Genomic DNA, 4,283 nt, shown 5'->3' with positions numbered 1-4,283 from the left:
CGAGTAAATGTGGCGGATATATGAGAGGAAAGAGCGTGCACCTTAAGCGTGGAGGTCTCACAGAGGTTTCATTAGCCTAGTAACAACGAACTGTGAGAAGTCAGCCGAGCCCATAGTAGCGAAGAAGTCTCTGTAATGGAGATGGAGCGAAGGGGCGAACAATCAATAAGTTTGAGTATGTCTCGTATTGCAGAAATGACAACATCTGCCGTAATCAATCGGGAAAAAGGTGGTCAAATCAAGCGAGACGGAAAGGAAAGAACGCATGGACACAAGTAGTCTAATGAAGCAGATACTATCCAGCGATAATCTCAACAGAGCATATCTGCAAGTCGTACGAAATAAAGGTGCCGAGGGAGTGGACGGAATGAAGTACACAGAACTTAAAGAACATCTTGTAAAGGACGGCGAAATTATCAAGGAACAGTTGAGGACAAGAAAATATAAACCTCAACCAGTACGAAGAGTGGAGATACCAAAGCCAGACGGTGGTGTCAGAAACCTGGGAGTACCAACAGTAACAGACAGATTCATACAACAAGCCATTGCACAGGTCTTAACACCAATCTATGAGGAACAGTTCCATGACCATAGCTACGGATTCAGACCGAATAGATGTGCACAGCAAGCAATCCTGACAGCACTTGATCATGGAACAAGTGAAGCTGTGTTACAGGCAGGTGTCGGACATTTTTGGGGTACATCGCTTCCAGTTGGTGGAGAAAGTACACATACAGTTCTGACCGGACATAGAGGTCTTCCGACAAAAACACTATTTACCAATATAGATAAACTGGAAGTAGGGGATATTTTTTACATTAAAGTCTTAGATGAAACCCTGGCATATCAGATTGATCAGATATTAACGGTTTTGCCACAAGAGACAGATAGCTTGTCCATTGAACCAGGTAAGGATTATGCAACACTTGTTACGTGTACACCATTTGCAATCAACACACACAGACTTTTGGTTCGAGGAGAGAGAATACCTTATGAAGAGGCAACAAAGCAAGAGCCTGATACAAATATAAAACCAGAGTTATCTTTTACTGCTAAAGTGCTGATTGTAACAATTATAGTGATTTTTATAGGGCTGATGATAGCTGTAATTTATAGTATACGAGATAGAAAAAGGAGGAAAGCAAGGTGCGAAAGAAGATAAGAAGTATTCACATTATTTTATTCGTTATGCTTTTTCTTGTCGGTAATTTTATAGATATTTCAACAATCCATGCTGAAGCAGGAAGCAGAACAGGAAAACCAGATAAGCCAAATACTATTCAGAAAATAATAAATACGGTAAAAACCGGAGATACAACAAATATAGTTGCATGGTTTTTAATAGCGATTGTTAGTCTTGGTTTGATTGTAGGATTATATAAAAAGAGAAAAATGAAGTAGCCATTATTTAAAGAAAACTGATCCATTGCGGTGGAATCAGTTTTCTTGTGTTATACGGTTTAAAACGTTTCTGATATTAGTGTTGAAGTGGTGGTGCAACGGTACGATTGATATCGTTGTTTGATATATGAGGAGCATTGAGTAGTACTGTGAAATTCTGCTGGATGATATCTAGTGTTTTCTGTTTTTTCTGCAATTCCTGTTTTTCTCGGACAGTAGCAGCTTGTTCAGATTCAAGATGTTCAATCCGCTTCTGAATTTTATTAGAGCTTGGGATTTTGGTAATACCGAGATCTTGCAGCTCTTTTTTTAGTGAATCGTGGAGCTGGTATTCTGCCTGATGCTTGGTACGGTAAGCTTTTGGATTTTTTGCAGATTTGCAATCTTCAATCACTTTACGGCAGAGCCGGTAAGAATCGCAGTGTTTTTGAATGACTTTCTGTGTACTCAGCTCACTGGTGATTTGAGCTATTCTCTGATCAGTCGCTTTAACAGAAGAAGCAATGAATCCGGAAGAAGATATAACTAATACTATTATGTATAAGGGTAATAGAAATTTTCTGATGCAATTTTTAGTAACAAGTTGCAAAAAAATGAAGGTGTATTATGTTGGTGACTCCCAGAATCGGGAAATGATTTTAGATAAATTCAGATTAGCTCTTTTAAATGAAGAGTATATTATTTCCACGGATATTCAGGAAATATTAGGACGTGGTTCTGTCTTGTCATTCCGGCAATCATTGCTGTATAAATTTTCTAAATCAAAGTTAGAGAAAATGTCTGCATAAAACAAATTCGTTTTACGCAGACGTTTTTTAGCTAGCGGGGAAAAATCAACCCAACTCTGCCCCAAGTTCATACCTCCAATACTCCGCGGCCTCATACTCTCTGGGTTCTGAGAGTACCGGTACGGTAAAGAGTTCAACCGGAACACCGAGTGTTGATGCGAAGAGTTTCATAAGATCCTCTTTCGGTGTTCGGACATCGCTTTCGTACTGAGCAATCCGGACATCGGCACAGCTGTCGGGAAAGCCAACAGCCATGCCAAGTTCTTTCTGAGTAAGATGATTTTTCTGTCTTAAGTGTTTTAATTTTCTTCCAAATGTAATCATAGTATTATTCTCCTGTACTTCCAAATGCCCCAGTTCCTCGTCCTTCACCAAGGTCCAGGACAAAGTCTGCGATCACGACTGGTGTGATTACCAGCTGACCGACGCGTGTGTCTTTATGAATGGTCTGAGAAGATGTGCTCACGTTACTGATAATGGCATGGATCTCACCACGGTAAGATAGCTGTTTCAATGTGATCCATAGGCCTGTTCCTCCTTTACCAGAGCTTTTAAAAGGATCAGATAATTGATGCAGTCTGTGATTTTTTCATCCCACTGTTCCATGTCAAAATGTAACAGAGTGGAATAACACATATCGTAAAGGGATACGACATGTTTCGACATCATACCGGCCAGTGCTGCTTTTGGATCGCAGTTTTGTAAAGCGGCAGCAATCTTGAATGCACTGAGGCGGTCAATATTGTCACCGGTATATTCTTTCTTTTTATGTGCCAGGATATCAGCACATTTCCTCATTTGAAGTTCAAATACAACATTAAATTCTTCTTGTGTCATGTAATAGTTCCTCCTTCGTTTTGTGATAGTTATCGTTCGAGATCTTTGGTTTTTGATCTCGCTGCTTCTGGAATCTGCATCTGAAGAATGGCATCAACATTCTGATCGGCAGTATCCAGATCTTTTAATTTTTCTTTCAAGCTGCTTATTGCTTCTTCTTCGGAAGCTATCTGCTGTTGCAGTTTTTCTTTTTGCAAAACACAAAACTCTGGATGAAATGCTGCAAGAGTGGAAAGGGGCAAGCCAGTTTATTATTGTCATGGATACTTGGTTCGAAAGATTGATGACAGAATAATAGATGCTGTGATAGAATGAAGAAAACGATTTGAAGTGCAAATCGAAGTTTGGAGAATTGAGAAAATCTGAATTTATAAAGGAGAATATTGATGAAACTATTTTTATGTTCGCATTTTTCAAGTGTAGGAAGTCTGATAAAGGAAGAAATTGAAAATAAGAAAGTCGCATTTATTCCAACAGCTTCGCTGCGTGAAGGCTACACCGGTTATGTCGGCTCGGCTCGAAAATTATTCAAAAAGTTGGGAGCAATCGTAACTGAAATTGATATTTCAACGGAGGCTTATTCAACGATACAGTCTGTTTTTGAAGATGCAGATGTGATATATTTTACCGGCGGAAATTCTTTTTTTCTTATGGACCGGCTCCGTAAAACGGGAACTGATGGGCTGCTGAAAAAGGAATTGGCAAATGGAAAATTGATGATCGGCGAGTCGGCAGGCGCAATTATATGCGCTCCAAGCATCCAATATATCCAGCAAATGGATGAAAAGCCGGAGGACTACTCACAAGAAGATGATGCAGGGCTTGCTTTGATTGATTTCTATGTTCTTCCGCATTATCTTACAGCACCATTTAAGAAAGTTACCGAGAAAATAATGACTGAGTTTTCGGATTTGAATCTATGCCCAATTAACAACTGTCAGGGAATTGTAATTGACGGTGACGGTTCAAAGGTTATTTGCAAAGACTAATTTGAAAATTCAAGTTTGGAGAATTGAAAAAAACGGAATTTACCTATTAAGATATATAAACTGTTGACAATAAAGCTCCTATATAGTATGTTTTTAATAAACTACTATATAGGAGCTTTTGCATGGAAATGAATGGAGGATTTCTTGTTACCAAAATAAAACAGCTTGGAGACCGGATTTTCGAGAAGATTCTCAGTGAAAAGAATATTGATGCATTTAATGGAGCCCAGGGACGTATTCTTTATGTGCTGTGGCAGGAGGATGGTAT

General features: G+C 39.1%; 8 protein-coding genes and 3 pseudogenes. 6 read left to right on the top strand and 5 right to left on the bottom strand.

Going from position 1 to position 4,283, the window contains the following annotated elements:
- Positions 1 to 265 precede the first annotated feature (265 nt).
- From DW769_RS17485 to DW769_RS15840, 3 genes and pseudogenes are all read left to right on the top strand, one after another.
- Positions 266 to 649: pseudogene (locus tag DW769_RS17485) on the top strand (reverse transcriptase domain-containing protein); the annotation flags it as partial.
- An 18-nt stretch (positions 650 to 667) separates the two neighbouring features.
- Positions 668 to 1,162: a class C sortase gene (locus DW769_RS17480; protein ID WP_372554997.1), complete on the top strand. Its 495-nt coding sequence runs from the start codon at positions 668 to 670 to the stop codon at positions 1,160 to 1,162.
- Complete coding sequence (locus DW769_RS15840) at positions 1,147 to 1,401, top strand: LPXTG cell wall anchor domain-containing protein (RefSeq protein ID WP_117813323.1); 255 nt, start codon at positions 1,147 to 1,149, stop codon at positions 1,399 to 1,401. The genes DW769_RS17480 and DW769_RS15840 overlap by 16 nt, the downstream gene beginning before the upstream one ends.
- 76 nt (positions 1,402 to 1,477) lie before the next feature.
- On the opposite strand, the gene DW769_RS15835 is transcribed toward DW769_RS15840, so the two are convergent.
- A complete protein-coding gene (locus DW769_RS15835) occupies positions 1,478 to 1,795 on the bottom strand; it encodes a hypothetical protein (RefSeq protein WP_242998374.1) in 318 nt (105 codons plus the stop codon).
- A 109-nt stretch (positions 1,796 to 1,904) separates the two neighbouring features.
- Here DW769_RS15835 and DW769_RS16665 point away from each other — a divergent pair, with 109 nt between their 5' ends.
- Positions 1,905 to 2,189 carry a hypothetical protein gene (locus tag DW769_RS16665; RefSeq protein ID WP_199605753.1) on the top strand — a complete coding sequence of 95 codons (285 nt, stop codon included), beginning with the start codon at positions 1,905 to 1,907 and terminating at the stop codon, positions 2,187 to 2,189.
- Positions 2,190 to 2,234: 45 nt separating this feature from the next.
- Here the strand turns inward: DW769_RS16665 and DW769_RS15830 are convergent, their stop codons facing one another.
- The 4 genes and pseudogenes from DW769_RS15830 to DW769_RS15815 form a co-directional block, all read right to left on the bottom strand.
- A complete protein-coding gene (locus tag DW769_RS15830; protein ID WP_092072478.1) occupies positions 2,235 to 2,513 on the bottom strand; it encodes a helix-turn-helix domain-containing protein in 279 nt (92 codons plus the stop codon).
- Positions 2,514 to 2,517: 4 nt separating this feature from the next.
- Positions 2,518 to 2,691: pseudogene (locus DW769_RS15825) on the bottom strand (dUTP diphosphatase); the annotation flags it as partial.
- An 8-nt stretch (positions 2,692 to 2,699) separates the two neighbouring features.
- Positions 2,700 to 3,026, bottom strand: coding sequence for a hypothetical protein (locus tag DW769_RS15820; RefSeq protein WP_029471619.1), 327 nt, complete (start codon positions 3,024 to 3,026; stop codon positions 2,700 to 2,702).
- A 29-nt stretch (positions 3,027 to 3,055) separates the two neighbouring features.
- Complete coding sequence (locus DW769_RS15815; RefSeq protein WP_242998373.1) at positions 3,056 to 3,223, bottom strand: hypothetical protein; 168 nt, start codon at positions 3,221 to 3,223, stop codon at positions 3,056 to 3,058.
- 189 nt (positions 3,224 to 3,412) lie between these two features.
- Here DW769_RS15815 and DW769_RS15810 point away from each other — a divergent pair, with 189 nt between their 5' ends.
- Together DW769_RS15810 and DW769_RS15805 are read left to right on the top strand one after the other, a co-directional pair.
- Positions 3,413 to 4,015 carry a Type 1 glutamine amidotransferase-like domain-containing protein gene (locus DW769_RS15810; RefSeq protein WP_117813321.1) on the top strand — a complete coding sequence of 201 codons (603 nt, stop codon included), beginning with the start codon at positions 3,413 to 3,415 and terminating at the stop codon, positions 4,013 to 4,015.
- Between the two features lie 122 nt (positions 4,016 to 4,137).
- Positions 4,138 to 4,283, top strand: a pseudogene (locus DW769_RS15805) (MarR family transcriptional regulator); the annotation flags it as partial.

The organism is Blautia sp. AM29-29 (assembly GCF_003480555.1).
Lineage (GTDB): Bacteria > Bacillota > Clostridia > Lachnospirales > Lachnospiraceae > Fusicatenibacter > Fusicatenibacter saccharivorans.
Note: the sequence above shows the minus strand (reverse complement) of the source record. Positions and strands in the feature narration are given on the sequence as shown.

Excerpts from the sequence above, each read along its gene's own strand:
- DW769_RS15820 (WP_029471619.1), bottom strand. The coding sequence starts at position 3,026 with ATGACACAAGAAGAATTTAATGTTGTATTTGAACTTCAAATGAGGAAA.
- DW769_RS15810 (WP_117813321.1), top strand. The coding sequence starts at position 3,413 with ATGAAACTATTTTTATGTTCGCATTTTTCAAGTGTAGGAAGTCTGATA.
- DW769_RS15830 (WP_092072478.1), bottom strand. The coding sequence starts at position 2,513 with ATGATTACATTTGGAAGAAAATTAAAACACTTAAGACAGAAAAATCAT.
- DW769_RS16665 (WP_199605753.1), top strand. The coding sequence starts at position 1,905 with ATGAATCCGGAAGAAGATATAACTAATACTATTATGTATAAGGGTAAT.